The sequence below is a fragment of the Desulfovibrio inopinatus DSM 10711 genome (assembly GCF_000429305.1).
In the GTDB taxonomy this organism is placed as follows: Bacteria; Desulfobacterota; Desulfovibrionia; order Desulfovibrionales; family Desulfovibrionaceae; genus Alteridesulfovibrio; species Alteridesulfovibrio inopinatus.
Genome location: NZ_AUBP01000011.1, coordinates 120,978 through 136,084, shown reverse-complemented (window position 1 = coordinate 136,084; position 15,107 = coordinate 120,978). Strand labels below are relative to the sequence as shown.

The following is a 15,107-nucleotide window of genomic DNA, read 5'->3' as shown; positions in this document are numbered from 1 at the left end:
AATTGCTCTTGATACCGACAGAGGTATGTACTGTGAAGAATATGAAAATTGGCTGGAAATTGGGGCTTGGGTTTGGTTTTGTTCTGGTTTTGACAAGTGCGCTGGCGATTATCTCGTGGTCGTCTATGCATAAGCTCGTCTCTGTTACCAACTCCGCCGATAATGCCAATACACTTATTGGGAAGATGCTCGAAACACGGCGAGAAGAAAAAAATTACATTATGCGTGGAGAGAGCACTGCTCTCGAAAATTTAAAAAAGAACCTTGCGGCAGTCAAAAAACTCGCAACAGAGGGCCGGCAACAGGCGTCGATTCCTGAGATCGTCAAATATTATGAGACGGCACTGTCGGAAGCTGATCGTTATTTTTCAGCCATAACAGATTATGCAACGGCTGTGTCCAAAGCCAATGATCAAGCGCAGGTTTGGCGAGACGTCAATACCGAGACCGTGGCCGTGGTCAAATATATTCTTGATACGCTGATTGCTCCGGCCAAACAAAGTGCATTCGACCTGGGAGATATCTCTGGGCTTAATATGTGGAGCGTGCGTGCGATTGCTGTCGATGAACTGGTGATGCAACGATTCTTGTATCTTCGCATCAATGCCATTTATTACATCCTCAAGAAAAATGAAAAATCCTGGACGGATTTTCAGAATGCCCAAAAGACCATGCAGGAAGGACTTGCGCTTTGGCGGGAAGGCATTGTGGGAAATACTGAATTGGAAGATGCAACGGGCCGATTGGAGCGTGCGCTTGCCCTGTATGTTGCTGCAGGTAAAAAGTATTTCGATGCGGCGTCTGAGCAACGCACAGCCGAAGCCCATATGATTCAGAGTGCGAGAGCAATCCAAAGTGCAGCCAATGGTGTTCGAGAACTGGAAAAGCAGTCTCTGGCCAACCAAGTAAGTTTTCAGGAGAAATTGCTTCTTATCGGGACGAGCGTAGCGCTCCTCGTCGGCATTTTTTCAGCCGTTTTTATTACCATTGGTGTCGTTGGCCCGATTCGTAAAGTGATTGATGCAGCGAAGAAACTTGCTGTCGGTGATCTTGACCAGCATATTACGACTGATCGAAAGGATGAAGTTGGCGAATTACAAACAGCAATGAGTGCTCTGGTGACTACTGAACGTGCTATGGCCGAGGCGGCGTCATCGCTTTCGGTCGGCGACCTTGGAGTTCAAATCAAGAAACGATCAGAGAGTGATGTCTTGGCTTCGGCACTCATCGGTCTCGTGAACGCGGAGTGTGAGGTCGCGAACGTCGCAGAAGAGTTGGCTGAGGGGAATTTGCAAGTTTCCGTCAACATGCGTTCTTCAAAAGATCGTTTGATGGGAGCGATGGCGGAAATGGTCAGTCGTCTTTCCGATATTGTTGGTGATGTCATAGAAGGTGCTGAAAATGTTTCCGGAGGGAGTTCTCAGCTCAGTTCGACCTCTCAATCGTTGTCCCAGGGGGCAACTGAGCAGGCCGCCAGTGTGGAAGAATCCTCTTCGTCCATGGAAGAAATGGCGGCCGGTATCAGCCAAAATGCGGATAATGCACGGAAAACGGAATCTATAGCTATCAAGGCTGCAGAGGATGCCATGGAATCCGGCAAGGCCGTGCGCGAGACTGTGGCAGCAATGAAAGATATTGCCGAACGTATTTCAATCATTGAAGAGATTGCCAGACAGACGGATTTACTTGCATTGAATGCCGCGATTGAGGCCGCTCGGGCCGGTGACCAAGGCAAAGGTTTTGCCGTGGTTGCTTCGGAAGTTCGAAAACTCGCCGAACGTTCTCAAACGGCTGCGGGACAAATCAATGATTTGTCCGGGTCAAGTTTATCGGTTGCTGAACGAGCCGGGCAGCTTCTCGATAAGCTCGTTCCCGATATCCAAAATACAGCTCAACTTGTTCAAGAAATTGCTGCATCGAGTATTGAGCAAAGTTCCGGTGCAGACCAGATCAATAAGGCTCTCCAGCAACTTGATCAGGTCGTCCAGCAAAATGCGGCCGCCGCTGAACAAATGTCGTCTACGTCCGAAGAGCTTTCGGCGCAGGCCAGGCAGCTGCAAAGTGCAATTTCGTTTTTTCAAGTGAAACGTCAGGCACGACAAGCTCCAACACCGCAAAAAATTCAACGAAGCGTCGAGCTTCCTGTACATCAAGAAGAGTTACCATCCATGGATGATAACAATGATGAAAACGGAGAGTTTGAGCGTTTTTAATAATTCATATTGAAAGCTTGACGTAAATGAGGTTGAATACTCTCCACACTGAAACACAGCGTCTTCTTTACAATGATTGAGAACACACAGGGTGTACTATGAATATTGAATTTGAGGGTGACTTGACAGTGGAGCGAGCGGCCGACATCAAACAACAACTCCTTGATGCCCTTTCCACCGGGGAATCTGTGGAACTTGGATTTTCCAAAGCAGCTGATGCTGATCTGACCTTCTTTCAACTTCTACATGCAGCGAAAAAATCTTTTGCTGCCAGGCAACAGCCTCTTATCTTGAAGAAAGATTTGCCTGAGCATCTCGCGTTTAAAGCTCAGGTGTCCGGAATGGAAGAAATTATTGTTGTTGGCGTGGATGCCAACAGCTCCCGATAAGCAACTCCATAGAGGGTATTGCGAGGGTGTATGTCTGATCTGGATGCAGCAGCCAAGACATTTATTGATGAAGCCTATGAGCAGTTGGCAGATCTTGAAGAATCACTGCTCGAGTTGGAGGAGAACCCTGAAGACCTTGAACGTGTGGCGCGTGCATTTCGCGCGATGCATACCATCAAGGGGTCGGGGGCAATGTTTGGTTTCGAGGAAATTGCCAGATTTACCCATGATATTGAAACGGTATACGACCGTGTTCGCAATGGGGAACTGCCCGTCACGACCGAACTTCTCACGTTGACATTGACGGCAAAGGATCATTTGCACAGCCTGCTCAGCGACGATCCAAGCGGCTCTGAGCACAATAAAACGAAATCCGATGCCATTATTGTATCGTTTCAAAAATTCTTAGCCCACGATGAGGAGCCGCACCCTGAGGAAAAGCGGCAGAAGGCACCAGCTCCGGGATCTGGTGAAGTGGATCAGTCTTCAGGTGATCCGGAAATATATTGGATTCGTTATACTCCACACATTGATGAGTATCTTACAGGAACACGTCCGCTGGGATTACTGCAAGAAATTGAAGAACTTGGAGTCTCGTCTGGACTGCCCCATGTAGACGCGATCCCTTCCTTGGAGGAAATTCGTCCAGACGGTGTCTATATTTACTGGGATATCCTTCTGGCGACGAAGACCGGTCGTAATCCCTTGGAAGATGTTTTTCTCTTTGTAGACGATCCCAATCAGGTTCGTATTCAACTCGTTGGGCCGGGCATGCTGCGGAAAACCGACCTGCATGAAATCGGAAGTTTGTGTATAAGCTTGGATGACTGTGATGACGCAACTATTTTGGCTTCATTGCGCAAAGCCTACACAGTAAAACAACAAAAAATATCCGAAGCAAAAAGCAAGTGGGGAAAAAAACAAGACTCCGGCAACACGGTGGACACACCGAAACTTGCAGGTGCATCCGGTGGAAGTTCTTCGAGCATTCGAGTGGATTCATTTCGATTGGATAAATTGATCAATATGGTCGGTGAGATGGTTATTATTCAGTCTCGTCTGGCTTTGATTGCTCGCAATGTTCATAATCCGGTTCTAAGTCAAATATCTGAAGATTTAGAGCGTTTGACAGATGAGATGCGGGATAACGCGTTGTCTATTCGCATGTTGCCGATTGGAACGGCATTTTCCGCATTTCGACGCCTTGTGCGCGATCTTGCCGGCAGTTTGGGAAAGAATGTTGAGTTGGTGACAGTTGGTGGCGAAACCGAGCTGGATAAAACCGTCATTGATCGTCTTAAAGACCCTCTCATGCATATTCTACGCAACAGTATCGACCACGGTCTTGAAGATCCGGCGAGTCGGGAAGCTGTTGGAAAGCCGACAAAAGGAACCATTCGCCTCAAAGCCTCGCATTCAAGCGGTGACGTTCTCCTCACGGTTGAAGACGATGGCCGTGGTATTGATCCGACCCAAATTATGAATAAGGCTGTCGAACGTGGACTTGTTGATCCAAGTGAGGAGCTCAGCACAAAAGAAATTTATTCGCTTTTGTTCCTCCCCGGATTTTCCACAGCGGAAAAAGTTTCTGACGTATCCGGGCGCGGGGTGGGGATGGACGTTGTCAAGAAAAGTATCGACAACTTGCGTGGCACTGTAGATATTGACAGTGTTCAGGGGGTAGGGACCACGTTGACCGTCCGTTTACCTCTGACCCTGGCAATTATTGATGGTCTCAATGTTCTTGTTGGCAAAGAATCATACGTCATACCATTGGCCTCTGTGGACTCGTGCCAAGAACGATTTATCTCGTCACCGGAAAACGTCAAAACGTTCGAGACCATTGAATGTATGGGGAAGATGACGCCCTGTATCAGTTTGCGACGCCTGCTGAGTGTTCCTGGAGAACAGCCCGACTATGAGCGTATCATTATTGTTGCTGTTGACGGGAGCTACATCGGGTTGAGCGTCGATTTTGTTGTCGGCAGACAACAAGCGGTTATTAAGAGCCTTGGTGGAGCATACAGCAATCTCGAATTATTTTCCGGTACGACCGTCAATGCAGACGGCGGTATTTCTCTTATTTTGGATGTGGCGCAGCTTGTACGTACCGCCAATCAGCGCCAAGCTCAACTGACTGCTGAAACGGCGATACGCCTTTAAAACGTTTGCCACGCAACGAGGCAATGATGAAAACTCTTGTGGTTGATGATGATTATATTGTTCGTGCCATGTTGTGCGAATTGCTCGCTCCGTATGGAGATTGCGAAGAAAGTCCCAATGGACTTGATGCGCTCAAACGATATAAGCGAGCATATCACGAGGGGACTCCGTATGATCTCATTGTCATGGATGTTTTGATGCCTGAGTTGAGTGGTCGTGAGGTACTGAAGAAAATCAGAAACATGGAGTACAAGCGTGGGGCGGCTATGGTGGACGAGGTGAAAGTCATCATGATTTCCTACCTTGGTGATCCCGAGGATGTCGTCTCATCGTTTCGTTCCGGAGCGACAGCATATATTGTGAAACCCATTGATGCCGGTGTGCTTCATATGCGTATCAAAGAGCTTGGTCTTCCTGGGGGGGAGTGAAGAGAATTGTTTGTCTTTACGCTACATGATGGTGATTGAGCTGGATTGGGAAGGAGAAACGCGGACATGAAGTGTACGGTTTACATGATGACAGCCAGGATAGAAATATGACTGCTCCTCATCCTTTCTCTTTTGATATCGGCTCATTATTGTCGGTGGCCAGGCATGCCGGGCAGGAAATCCTCCGAGTATATCATACCACGTTCGAAGTGCGGCTCAAGGCCGATTTGACTCCCTTGACGAAAGCGGATGAATCCTCCAATGCGATTATCTTAGCAGGGTTATCCGATTTGACTCCGGACATTCCTGTTTTGAGCGAAGAAACCCAACATGCGCCGTATGAAGAGCGCATGGAGTGGGAGACCATGTGGTTGGTGGACCCGCTTGACGGCACCAAAGAGTTCGTCAAAAAAAATGGTGAATTTGCCGTTTGTATTGGCTTGATTGAAAATGGGCGACCCGTACTTGGTGTTATCTATGTGCCGATTTATGATGCTTTATATTATGGTGGCGCACAGCTTGGCGCTTTTGTCAGCACTGGTGGAGGTCCACTTGTTCCTATCGAAGCAGCCAGACATCGACCTCAAGGTCCTTTGGTTGCATTGAAAAGTCGATCACATCCTGATGAGCGGTTAATTGATTTTATGAAACCATATTCGCCAATTCAATGGGTAACAGCTGGAAGTGCCTATAAATTTTGTTTATTGGCGAGCGCCGATGCGCATGTGTATCCACGTCTCAATAAAACGTATGAGTGGGATACTGCGGCCGGACATGCTCTTCTGGAAGGCGCGGGGGCTATCATGACAGATTTGGAAGGGAAACCGTTTCTCTATAATAAACCCAATCTGGAAAATGGTCCGTTTATCGCAAAGGCTCCAATTTTTCCGGATGTCTTTCCGTAAGTTTGCATTAGCGCCAAAGACTGCATAAAGATGCGAATATGGGTAAAATCGTTTTAAAACTGTACGTTACAGGAGGGCAGTCAGCAGTCGAGCAAGCTGCAGACGACCTCCAGAAATATTGTGAACAATCAACCGGACTTCCATGTGATGTGGAAATTGTGGATGCAATGCGCTGGCCACAAAAAGTCGTGGGTGCCCGGGTTCTTGCGTTTCCAACAATCATTCGCGAAGCTCCACTTCCTCTTCGTCGTGTCATCGGCGACATATCCAATCCCACTAAAATTCTTGCTGCACTCGATTTACTCCCTACGCTCGATTGATCCACCGTTGTTTGCTATGAGACATTAAAAGCGACGGATCAAAAAGACGCCCAGAACGATAAGGATAACACCGACAATGCGGCCGAATGAAATCGGTGCGGTTGTGAAGCCCAACAAGCCAAAGTGATCCAGAATTAATGATCCTGTCAGTTGCCCCGCGACGATTAGAGAGAAGAATACCGTCGCTCCGATGCGTGGACCGGCAATAACGGCAATTGTAACATAGAAGGCGCCGATAAGTCCGCCGAGCCAACTCCACCATGGTGCTCCGGAAGCAAGTTGCGACCATGTGGGCCACGCCATACCGGAGGCAAGGGAATAGGCGAGGAGTCCCAATGTTCCAACAGCAAATGAAATGAGAGCAGCAAAAACCATACTGCCCCCGGCGACGCCGAGAATCGAATTGAGACCAATTTGGACGGGGAGAATAATACCAGTTGCTATCGTGATGGCGATGAATTTGATCACAAGAAATTCCTGTGGTTAAGATAAAATCGAATAGGCGGATTGACCGCTTGCAATACGGTCAATCCGCCAAATAATAATATGGGTATGCATTCAATTGAGGGGATATTGCACCGAAATTCATTTTCAGTACAGAGAAAAGGTGTACTGAGGACACGTGAGGCGTTCGTATAAAACGAAACATATGGGTTTTGCCACTATTGCAACGTGATCTTTCTCTCTGGCAAGATATGTATGCTTCATTATGGAGAGAATATAACATGTATTTGAATGATTATATATGAATATTATATGGTTATACAAAGTGTAGTTGTGTCAAGAATGGAATGCATTCAGGCATTACTATCATACTCTCTTTTTCACAAGATAGCGTTGATGATAAGTTTATATTTATTATTTCGAGACAGATTGTGGTGATATGAAACGTATCGTATATTTTTTCTTTGGCATAGTGATCGTTATGGCTATACTTTTCATAGCAAGCCATTTCGAACTTCTCTCGAATAGTCTTCAGAAAAATGCCCTTTGGTTACGCTCGACAATAGGAAATCATGTTGTTCTTGCAGCAGTGATTTACCTCGCGTTGTCGACAGTCTTCTATAATATACCACTACCATTTGCTGCTATATTTAAAACGCTTGCAGGAGTGATTTTTGGAAGTCTTTATGGGACTGTTCTCAATGTCACGGCATCGGCGCTCGCTGCCATGCTCGGGACGTTCGTTGTTCGGCACGTTGTTTTTCGGGATGCTGCATTCTTGCATCATGCGCGACTGAACGGAATTCATCGAGAAATCGACACAAATGGATTTTGGTATGTGTTGGCATGCCGTTTTTTTATGGGAGTACCGTTCTTTTTGGTGAATGTGGCAGCAGGCATGTCGAGAATTCGTATTGTGACATGTGGAGTGGCAACGGCTGTCGGAGTCATTCCCGTTTCATGGCTATATGCTGAGGCTGGGAGCCGGCTTCGGTTTTTTAACACGATTTCAGATTTGGCTTCACCGACGTTTCTCTTTGTTCTGGTGGCGTTGGCTGCTATCTCCGCCCTTTTTCCCGCGGTGTTTCGCAGGATTGCAAAGAAAGAATTCATTTCATCAAACAGCGCATTCCATTCGAAGAAGGAGGACAAATGACATGGTGGGTCTATCTTGCACGCTGTGCCGATGATTGTCTGTACTGCGGTTGCACCACGAGTTTGAAGCGTCGCCTGGCGCAACATAATGGTTTTCTGCCTGGTGGAGCACGCTATACGGCGAGCCGACGACCGGTCTGTTTCGTTGGGGTGCGAAAATGCCAAAATCGGGCAGAGGCCTATCGTTTGGAATACCGCATTAAACGAACAGCAACAAAAAAGAAATTGACGGTGTTAAAAACGTGTTCTGATCATGTGAAGGAACGTAGCGAAGATGCATAGCATGCACCAATCGCTTCCCGCGTCCAGCTTTGGAGGACGCGGGAAGCGATATCGTTGGGTTTACGCATTGTTTTCAGAAGCGGAAATAAGATGGACTTCACGCTGTGGAAAAGGAATGACAATGCCCTCGGTGTGAAATGTTTTATAGATGGTGCAATTCAGTTCATGAAGGAGCCGTCCCCGATCTTGTGGTTTTTTTGCCCAACAGAGGAGTTCGAAGTCGAGTGATGAATCTCCGAAGACACGAAAACGGACACGCGGTTCCGGATTTTGGGCGACAAGATCACTCGAATGCGCGATATTGAGTAGCAAGGACTGCACGTGATCGATATCCGAACCATAAGCCACACCAATTTTTACCCGCACACGATATTGCGGAATGGGCGCACTTTCATTGACGATTTTGACATTCGTGATGACTGAGTTCGGCACCGTAATCATGACATCGTCTCGGGTTTTGATGCGGGTGCTTCGCATGCCAACTTGCATAACTTCTCCACGCTCCCCTTTGTCCAGCACAATGTAGTCACCGGTTCTAAACGGGCGATCGACAAAGATGCTGATGCCGCCGAAAAAGTTTGCCAACATTTCCCGTGCGGCTAAAGCAACAGCCACACCGGCAATCCCGGCCGATGCAAATACCGCTGTGACGGGTAAACCAAAATAGTCGGCTGCGCGATAACACACAAAGAACACGAGTACGAGCGAGATCAGTCGAATGACAAGGCGGATAAGATCGGCATCAATCCCTTGAGGGCGTACTCCCGGAGCATGAAGTGCTGTCCACGTCAGAATATTGCTGGCAATGAGGATGCCCCACACCGCAAAGAAAAAAGTACTTGCTTTTAATGCCATCGTCGTACCAGCAAGGACCGCACCGGTAATGTTGATTTGCTCATCGATGAAATAATTCACACTATAGGCGATAGCCGCTCCGCAAATTGGAAAGAGTAAGCGAATCCACAATGCACGGACGGCCTCTTGTTCCAGTGCATGCCGTGCTCGCGTTGCTTTGAAGATGAGCCAGATGAGCCCAATGCCGACGATGAGGGAGGCGGCAAGACCAGTCCATTGCCATATGGCTTGGTCGTGAAAGCTGTTTTTTGCCCATGGAGGTAAAGCATCAATGAATTTCCTCGGGATCATCCATCCTGGCGAATAAATGTAGTATTCGTATCCGGCCTCGTTTTTCCCTGTAATCTTGGGAAGATGTTTGACTCGGGAATAAAACGTTTCGGCATCGGCAACCGTTTCGGTGGAAAACAGATATTTTCCTTTGTAGGGGCCAGTCTCCATTTTTTCTATCACGATATCCGTTTCCGGAAGGCGCCACATGGTTTCTTTGGCGATACGCATAGCTTTACGATCAGGTATCGTGGCTGGATCAGGCAGAGGAATGCGGTCGAGCACTTCTTTAAGGAGCAGGACGGTCTCATAGCCGACGTCTTCGCGTAGAGATTGGGGGATATCACTGAGATCAAGCGTACGAGCGGCACGTTCGTTATATTCTATGGTTGGGGCGTTTCGATACCCGCTTTCGGAAAATGCTTTCATTGACATTTCAGCATTTTCAAGAAAACTTTCAAACGTAGAACGTGGGCTGGACAAATCGACTGTTTCCAAAGGCGAAGCCGAGAAGGCGCTTGCCATTGGAGGAACACAAAAAAGGAAGATGTAAAACACGAAAACAACACGCCCAATCTTGCGCGAAAACACAAGCACAACTCCTTTTGATAAGTGGTGAGCAGGAATGCGTTTTACTCAGGCTCATTTATCGTGAAACGCCAAGCACAATACCATTCGTCAGGATGTTTATCCGGTGGGCAACCGATGCATTCGGTTTGAATAGCGGGATCAATTGCTTCGGCAAACGTGGTGTACTCTGTTAACCCACCTGATTTACATGGATAATCGTCCAAACCTTTTCGTTTTCTTGCCGACTGCACACGACAGTCTTGCATATACAGAACAAGACTTCTTTCGTTTTCAAATTCAATGCGTTGGATGTTAATACAGCTATAGAGACGAAACTCCAGCGCGCGTTTCAATCCTTCAAGACCAGGCCGTTCTTCAAGACCCAGAAAATGTTTGATCGATACAGCCTCTACGGGGGAAAATTGTGCCCAACATGAGTCATTTGAGCGTTTCGCATCATTCATTCCCCGGGTGAATTCCAATGATTGAAACCAGACTCCATCATTAACCAACCAGTTCTTAGCAATGGTCTCCCTGAGCGCCGTCAAAGTCTGATCATCCATTTCAAGAAGCGGAGTCGGTAAGCCGTCATCCAGTGCAAAACCAAGTGTTTTGGAAAGTCGCTTCATGTGTATCGCGGAGCTGCGCTCCACAACATCAATGAAGAGTTGGCGTGCTTTCTCATGACCATGTTGGTGACTGACCTCGGCAAACCATAGGCCATGATGAATTATCAACCGCTGTATGAGATCCATTATAAACCGGACGTGTTCTTTTTTATCCAATCCCTCGATATTCTCTGCCATGATGTTCACGAGATTCTCCTTGTCTGGGGATGAGTGCGCATTGAGGGGGAATGACTTGGCTGCCCTTGGAAAACGTAAGAAGTATGATCCATTTGCATTGGAAAGCCAACACTCCCATATAGAGTTTTGGTGCTGATTTAAATGAAAGAACATTGAAACAATATGGTATTGAAATAATGATTATTCAAGGGAATCCCCCGTATCGATTTCTGACAAAGCGGCAACGAGTTTCTTGCCAGCGTCTTCTATGTGTACTTTCATGGCGGCCTGCGCTGCATCAATATCGTGTGTTGCAATAGCATGGAGAATTGATTCATGCTCTTCTATCACACGATTATAGCCCCAATTGAATTTTGTTTTTTGCTCCATCCAGTGCCGAACCGGCTGACGTAGCTCGGAATATAATCGCAAGAGTATGCTATTATGGCTGGCGATTGCCACGGCGTTATGAAATGCGAGGTCGGCAGCGATACGTTTTCTTCCGCTTTGTTTCGCTTGAGTGAGCTTGTGGTGCTCCTTTTGTATCGTCGCGATATCGGTTTCGGTTGCCCGTTCGGCTGCAAGCTTGACCATCGTTTGTTCAAGCTCGGATCGTGCTTCAACCAATTCTTGAATCTTCTCATGCCCTATGGTTATGAGAGAAAGTCCAACAGACCGTGACCCCAGTGTGTCCGTCGCGTCGGTCACTACGGTTCCGTGACCAGGACGGACGGAGACTAAGCCTAATAACTCCAGTGCGCCAATTGCCTCGCGAATAGAACTTCGTCCCACTTCGAACTGTTCCATAAGACGTGGTTCGGGGGGGAGTTTATCTCCGGCTTTCAAGTCACCGTTGGCAATCATGGCAAGAAGGTTTTCGATGATTTGATCGGAAAGACGTCGTCGCTGAAGTTTAGGTGGGTTGCATTTCATAATGTGTTTTTTATAAAAGAAGACAGGAGAAGATTCAAACAGAAACAGTGTCGACTCCTTTATTGGTCAGATATCGTTCAATGAATTGCGTTGACAAGAGGAAGAAGACTCAACTACTTTCATCATAACATCTGATGTTATGATGATATGATCACACTATGTTTTAGTGATCATTGAGAAAACGCATCCCCTGGGAAAAGACGACGTTCATCGGGTCTCTTTTAAAATTATTTCACGACGAGGAATTCAACTATGGACAGAACGATAGGATGGATTGGAACCGGTGTCATGGGCGCTTCCATGTGCATGCATCTCATGAAAGCAGGGCATGAGGCCTTTGTTTACAACCGTACCAAATCTAAGGCCGAGGCTCTTCTTAACGAAGGCGCTGTCTGGTGTGAATCACCTGCACAGGTCGCACGAAATGCCGACGTCATCTTTACGATTGTAGGCTACCCATCGGATGTCGAACAGACCATTCTAGGGACAGATGGCGTCTTGCAGCATGCTGATGCCAGTAAAATCATTGTGGATATGACGACATCAGAGCCAGCACTGGCGGAGCGTATCTTTCAGGAAGCCGCTCGCAAAGGCGTGGAAGCATTGGATGCTCCTGTTTCCGGTGGTGACGTCGGAGCGCGTGAAGCAAAGTTGGCTATCATGGTTGGAGGAGAGCGAGAAACGTTTGACAAAGTGAAAGACCTTTTGGATGTGATGGGTACCAACGTCCAATACAGAGGAAAAGCGGGGAGCGGGCAGCACACCAAAATGTGCAATCAGATCCTTATCGCCGGAACCATGATCGGAGTGGTTGAATCCTTGTTTTATGCATACAAATCGGGCATGGATTTGAATGAGGTTATCGATGTTATAGGGACAGGGGCCGCATCGTCTGTCTGTATCAATGTACTTGGTCGTCGGATAGCCAATGGAGACTTTGATCCCGGTTTTTTCATCAAGCATTTCGTCAAGGATATGGGAATTGCATTGGCAGAGGCAAAGCGGATGCAATTCGCCCTCCCTGGCTTGGCTCTTGCGCATCAATTCTATGTTTCGGCTATGGCCCTGGGCTATGAAGATCTTGGAACACAAGGGCTCTATAAAGTTTTTGAAAAAATGAATGGCGAATAGTTGAATGGAGAGGGAAAGGCTCCTCACTCTGCACAGAGCGCCGTCTCCCATCAGAATGTAGGTGCGCCTACTCCTCGAAAGAAGGGGGATCGTTTTCCATATTGGGTGAGAGAAAAGCGGGACATGTGTTATTCGACGCATGTCCTTTTTCGTATTCCATTTGTCGTGTGAGAGTGCCACCCTGTAACGCAAGCAACCTGTACCTCGTGTTGTTCCTATAGAAATCAACCATCGTACGAACGAAAACCCAAGGATAGTGCTCTGCCATGCATGGACCGCAGCCCACTTCAAAACATCCAATGGAAGGATTTCCACAGGTCAGTTTCATCAAGAATTATTGTAGCAATCCCAACGTCATTATTGGTGACTATACGTACTATGATGACCCGAATGGACCAGAACGATTTTTTGAAAATATTTTGTATCATTTTGATTTTATAGGCGATAAACTTATTATCGGGAAGTATTGCGCCATTGCGAGGAAAACCACGTTTATCATGAATGGAGGAAGTCATGGACTTGGTGCTTTTTCAACCTACCCATTTTTTATTTTTGGCTCCGGATGGGAGGAAGGGGTTCCTGAGAAGCATCTTTTTCCCGACGTGCAAGATACCGTTATTGGGAACGATGTTTGGTTAGGGTATAATGCCACGATTATGCCAGGAGTTCACCTCGGTCATGGGTGCGTTGTTGGAGCGCAATCCGTTGTCACGAAAGACTTTTCTCCATACAGCATTGTTGCTGGCAACCCTGCAAAGTTGATACGTCCTCGATTTCAAAATGATGTTGTTGACGCTCTGCTGCAAATTTCCTGGTGGAACTGGAGCCCCGAAAAAGTCACACGAAATTTGAAAGCTATTGTTGGATGTGATCTCGATGCGCTTGTGAACGCACAGTGAGGCGATGATTGAAACCTAACGAAGGTTACGTATCAAAACGATATGGAGAGGGAAAAGGAGAACACGAGTGAAGATACATAAACCATGGAATCTGTTTCTGTTGATTGGTTGGGTGGTGTGTATGACAGCACCGGCTTGGGCTGGCGCACAGTTTACGGAAAAAGGCAGACAGCGTTTTTTCGATCGCTTTGAAGCAAACTGCGTTGTGCAAGAAAAGACTCTTGAAACGCCACGTGCTGACGACATTGCCGCGTTTTGTTCGTGTGTCAGGCAGCGATTGTCCAAAGAAATGACGCAAGAAGAGATCATGGGCATGATTCATGGTGGAGGGCAGCAGGAATCGGTTGGAGAAAAACGGGCAGCTGCAGAAAAAGCCTGCCAATAAGGTTTGAGAGCAAACGGCGACAGGTTTTTTCAGTCTGTCGCCGTTGCTCGTCTATGCTTTAAAGATTCGGTGGAGCCTTTCGCAACCGCCACCGATATTTCAGTCCACAATGACGCCGGCGTATCCCACGACTCGGCTCGTGTCGCCATTGACTTGCCCAGAATTGGAGTAAGAGACGATGGTCGCCTGTTGGGCACCCAATTTGATTGCTGCTGCTAAACCAAGGGTCATGGGGAGCACTCCACACATGGTGATGCCGTTTTCTCGTACCGTATTGTAGAGTCGGTCTGGTCGTAACTCGACAATGGCTTGGAGTGCCATGCTATCGAGTGTTTTGGCATCTTCAGCGCTGATATAGTGGCTCATGTCCGAACTGACCAGAATAGAAACTGGTGCAGGGGACGCCGATATAGCTTGTGCTAGCCCATGGGCGGCGTTGGCCAGGTCGTGCGGATTAGTCTGCGATACGGCGATCGGGACGATGGTTGTTTTCGGATTTTTGGCCACGAGAAACGGAAGCATGACTTCCAGTGAATGTTCACGAGCGTGCGCCAGATTATCAGCTTGGAACCCCGTATTTGTTGCAATAATAGCCTGCGCTAAGGCGCTGTCCACGGGGACATTGTGTCCGGGGAAAAGCCAGGAATCTTCAGTCCAGACCGCAAGGCGATCTCCAAGCCCGGTATGGTTGGGGCCGAGAAGAATAACCGTATCGGCCAAGTTCGCTTTGCCTATGGTTGCCCCGGCAACGGCACCGGAAAAAACATAGCCGGCATGCGGTGCCATGGCGAGAAGTGTCCGTCGTTCTGATGGTGTTTCCGCCGCGCTGATATACTGTCCAACCTGAGCCATAAGCTCTGTTGGGGTGCCGGGATAGAATTGGCCGGCTACGACAGCTTGACGATTCATAGTTCAAACCCTCCGAGTGGCGGATAGAGTGCGGAGCACGATACAATATCCGCACAAACAGTTTTTTCACA

At 47.7% G+C, this 15,107-nt stretch carries 15 protein-coding genes and 2 pseudogenes; 12 read left to right on the top strand and 5 right to left on the bottom strand.

Annotated features, from left to right (window positions below; genetic code table 11):
* Positions 1–41: 41 nt before the first annotated feature.
* The 7 genes and pseudogenes from G451_RS35325 to G451_RS28740 all read left to right on the top strand — a co-directional run.
* Positions 42–1,109 (top strand): annotated as a pseudogene (locus G451_RS35325) (HAMP domain-containing protein); the annotation flags it as partial.
* 285 nt (positions 1,110–1,394) lie between these two features.
* Positions 1,395–2,084, top strand: a pseudogene (locus tag G451_RS35320) (methyl-accepting chemotaxis protein); the annotation flags it as partial.
* Between the two features lie 227 nt (positions 2,085–2,311).
* Positions 2,312–2,602: an STAS domain-containing protein gene (locus tag G451_RS0110255; protein WP_027184182.1), complete on the top strand. Its 291-nt coding sequence runs from the start codon at positions 2,312–2,314 to the stop codon at positions 2,600–2,602.
* Between the two features lie 30 nt (positions 2,603–2,632).
* A complete protein-coding gene (locus tag G451_RS0110250) occupies positions 2,633–4,765 on the top strand; it encodes a chemotaxis protein CheA (protein WP_027184181.1) in 2,133 nt (710 codons plus the stop codon).
* 23 nt (positions 4,766–4,788) lie between these two features.
* Positions 4,789–5,193, top strand: a complete 405-nt coding sequence (locus G451_RS0110245; protein ID WP_084448491.1) for a response regulator — start codon at positions 4,789–4,791, stop codon at positions 5,191–5,193.
* A gap of 107 nt (positions 5,194–5,300) precedes the next feature.
* Complete coding sequence (gene cysQ, locus G451_RS0110240) at positions 5,301–6,098, top strand: 3'(2'),5'-bisphosphate nucleotidase CysQ (RefSeq protein WP_034641626.1); 798 nt, start codon at positions 5,301–5,303, stop codon at positions 6,096–6,098.
* A gap of 38 nt (positions 6,099–6,136) precedes the next feature.
* Entirely contained in the window at positions 6,137–6,418 is a 282-nt protein-coding gene (locus tag G451_RS28740) for a circadian clock KaiB family protein (protein ID WP_034641623.1), read from the top strand.
* 24 nt (positions 6,419–6,442) lie between these two features.
* On the opposite strand, the gene G451_RS0110230 is transcribed toward G451_RS28740, so the two are convergent.
* Positions 6,443–6,886 (bottom strand): DMT family transporter, encoded by a 444-nt coding sequence (locus G451_RS0110230; protein WP_027184178.1) that lies wholly within the window; start codon positions 6,884–6,886, stop codon positions 6,443–6,445.
* Between the two features lie 457 nt (positions 6,887–7,343).
* On the opposite strand from G451_RS0110230, the gene G451_RS0110225 reads away from it, so the two are divergent.
* Positions 7,344–8,018 (top strand): TVP38/TMEM64 family protein, encoded by a 675-nt coding sequence (locus tag G451_RS0110225; protein ID WP_169727861.1) that lies wholly within the window; start codon positions 7,344–7,346, stop codon positions 8,016–8,018.
* A complete protein-coding gene (locus G451_RS28735; protein WP_027184176.1) occupies positions 8,015–8,299 on the top strand; it encodes a GIY-YIG nuclease family protein in 285 nt (94 codons plus the stop codon). Before G451_RS0110225 ends, G451_RS28735 begins: the two co-directional genes overlap by 4 nt.
* A 60-nt stretch (positions 8,300–8,359) precedes the next feature.
* On the opposite strand, the gene G451_RS28730 is transcribed toward G451_RS28735, so the two are convergent.
* The 3 genes from G451_RS28730 to G451_RS0110205 all read right to left on the bottom strand — a co-directional run bounded on the left by G451_RS28730 (position 8,360) and on the right by G451_RS0110205 (position 11,712).
* On the bottom strand, positions 8,360–9,853 hold the full coding sequence (locus tag G451_RS28730; protein ID WP_169727860.1) for a mechanosensitive ion channel family protein: 1,494 nt from the start codon (positions 9,851–9,853) through the stop codon (positions 8,360–8,362).
* 203 nt (positions 9,854–10,056) lie between these two features.
* Positions 10,057–10,800, bottom strand: a complete 744-nt coding sequence (locus G451_RS0110210; RefSeq protein WP_034641719.1) for a DUF6125 family protein — start codon at positions 10,798–10,800, stop codon at positions 10,057–10,059.
* 180 nt (positions 10,801–10,980) lie between these two features.
* Positions 10,981–11,712, bottom strand: a complete 732-nt coding sequence (locus tag G451_RS0110205) for a FadR/GntR family transcriptional regulator (protein WP_027184174.1) — start codon at positions 11,710–11,712, stop codon at positions 10,981–10,983.
* 252 nt (positions 11,713–11,964) lie between these two features.
* On the opposite strand from G451_RS0110205, the gene G451_RS0110200 reads away from it, so the two are divergent.
* From G451_RS0110200 to G451_RS0110190, 3 genes are all read left to right on the top strand, one after another.
* Positions 11,965–12,843: an NAD(P)-dependent oxidoreductase gene (locus G451_RS0110200; RefSeq protein WP_027184173.1), complete on the top strand. Its 879-nt coding sequence runs from the start codon at positions 11,965–11,967 to the stop codon at positions 12,841–12,843.
* 266 nt (positions 12,844–13,109) lie between these two features.
* Positions 13,110–13,742, top strand: a complete 633-nt coding sequence (locus G451_RS0110195) for a CatB-related O-acetyltransferase (RefSeq protein ID WP_027184172.1) — start codon at positions 13,110–13,112, stop codon at positions 13,740–13,742.
* Between the two features lie 67 nt (positions 13,743–13,809).
* Positions 13,810–14,127 (top strand): hypothetical protein, encoded by a 318-nt coding sequence (locus tag G451_RS0110190; protein WP_027184171.1) that lies wholly within the window; start codon positions 13,810–13,812, stop codon positions 14,125–14,127.
* Between the two features lie 99 nt (positions 14,128–14,226).
* Here the strand turns inward: G451_RS0110190 and amrB are convergent, their stop codons facing one another.
* Positions 14,227–15,036 (bottom strand): AmmeMemoRadiSam system protein B, encoded by an 810-nt coding sequence (amrB, locus tag G451_RS0110185; protein ID WP_027184170.1) that lies wholly within the window; start codon positions 15,034–15,036, stop codon positions 14,227–14,229.
* Positions 15,037–15,107 lie beyond the last annotated feature (71 nt).